This window comes from Zavarzinella formosa DSM 19928, from assembly GCF_000255705.1.
Classification (GTDB): Bacteria; Planctomycetota; Planctomycetia; order Gemmatales; family Gemmataceae; genus Zavarzinella; species Zavarzinella formosa.
Genome location: NZ_JH636453.1, coordinates 37518 through 39496 on the forward strand (window position 1 = coordinate 37518; position 1979 = coordinate 39496).

Below are 1979 nucleotides of genomic sequence, written 5' to 3' on the forward strand. Positions count from 1 at the left end.
GCGAATAATAACTCCCGCTCTCATCAGACGTTACGATTTCCAAAGATCTTCACACGACTGCCCCGTCAGCGCCGGGTCGGCTTCGGTGTCGGTTGGTGACGTGAACGGGGACGGCCGGCCCGACCTCGTCATCGCCAACTTCAACGACAACACCGTCAGCGTCCTGCTGGGGAACGGGGACGGCACCTTCGCCGCCGCCCCAGGTTCCCCCGTCCCCGTCGGCGCCGGGCCGTATTCGGTGTCGGTTGGTGACGTGAACGGGGACGGCGAGCCCGACCTCGTCACCGCCAACTTCCACGGCAACACCGTCAGCGTCCTGCTGGGCAACGGCGACGGCACGTTTGCCGCCGCCTCCGGCTCCCCCGTCCCCGTCGGCGCCGGGCCGAATTCGGTGGTGGTCGGTGACGTGAACGGGGACGGCCGGCCCGACCTTGTCACCGCCGACGAAAACGCCAATACCGTCAGCGTCCTGCTGGGGAACGGGAACGGCACCTTCGCCGCCGCACCAGGTTCCCCCGTCACCGTCGGCCGAGGTCCGTATTCGGTGTCGCTGGGTGACGTGAACGGGGACGGCAAACCCGACCTCGTCACCGCCAACTCCGGCAGCAACAGCGTCAGCGTGTTGCTGGGGACCGGAGACGGATCGTTCACCAATGTCGGCGACTTACCCGTCGGTTCGCGTCCCTTATCGGTGGCGGTCGCGGATGTGAACGGGGACGGTCTGCCTGATATTGTCACCTCCAATCAATTTGACCGCACCGTCAGCGTCCTGCTAAATGGGGCGACGGTCCAGACCGGGCCGGTATACACGCTGGAGGCGCCGGCCGTTGTCACCTCGGTGACGGCCTCGGGCTTGGGGATCACCGCCGGGGCGGGCGATCTGCGGGCGGGCCAGACGGTGACCCTCACCGTCCACTTCGACAAAGCCGTGACGGTGGACAGCACGCACGGCCTGCCGACGCTTACGCTTGACGACGGGGCCACGGCCGCCTATTCCGGCGGGTCGGGCACGTCGGCGTTGACATTCGTCTACACCATCAAGCCCGGAGACAACACCGACGATCTGGCCGTGACCGCCTTCAACCTCAACGGCGCCGATCTTGGCGTTGTCGATCTCAGCGGCGCCGTGACCAATCCGACCGGGACTCTGAAGATCGACACCACCGCCCCCACGGCGACCATCACGCTCAACGGCGCCGCCACACAAGCCATCGGGGCGGCGTTGAAATTCGACGTGACCTTCTCCGAACCCGTCTTGAACGTGGACAAGACCGATTTTGCCCTCGCCGCCACCGGCGTCACCGGCGCCTCGATCGGCGAACCCAGCACCACGGATCATATCCACTACACCGTCACCGTGGCCTCCGGGTCCGGCGCCGGAAGCATCGGCCTCAACCTCGCCGCCGGCAACTCCATCAACGACAACGCCGGCAACGCCCTCGGTGGCGGAGATTTCGAGAACCCCGAATTTCTCGTTGGTCTCGCCCCGTCGTCGGTGTCGGTGGGGGACGTGAACGGAGACGGCCGGCCCGACCTCGTCACCGCCAACTTCGGCGGTAACACGGTCAGCGTGCTGCTGGGGACCAAGGACGGCACGTTTGTCCCCGCCCCCGGTTCACCCGTCTCTGTCGGCTCTGGGCCGTTTTCGGTGGTGGTCGTTGACGTGAACGGGGACGGCAAGCCCGACCTCGTCACCGCCAACATCATCAGCGACACCGTCAGCGTCCTGCTGGGGAACGGCGACGGCTCGTTTGCCCCCGCCCCCGGCTCGCCCGTCACCGTCGGCGCCGAGCCGTTTTCGGTGGTGGTCGTTGACGTGAACGGGGACGGCAAGCCCGACCTCGTCACCGCCAACATCATCAGCGACACCGTCAGCGTCCTGCTGGGGAACGGCGACGGCTCGTTTGGCGCTCCCCCAAACTTCGCCGGCGTCGGCGCCGGACCGATTTCGGTGGTGATCGGGGACGTGAACGGGGACG

The 1979-nt window shown here is 67.0% G+C and carries 1 protein-coding gene; it reads left to right on the forward strand.

All coding sequences use genetic code 11. The annotated features are described in order from the left end of the window. Positions 1-85: 85 nt before the first annotated feature. On the forward strand, positions 86-1979 hold a 1894-nt coding region (locus BGIM_RS65350; RefSeq protein ID WP_020476079.1), incomplete at its 3' end, for an FG-GAP-like repeat-containing protein.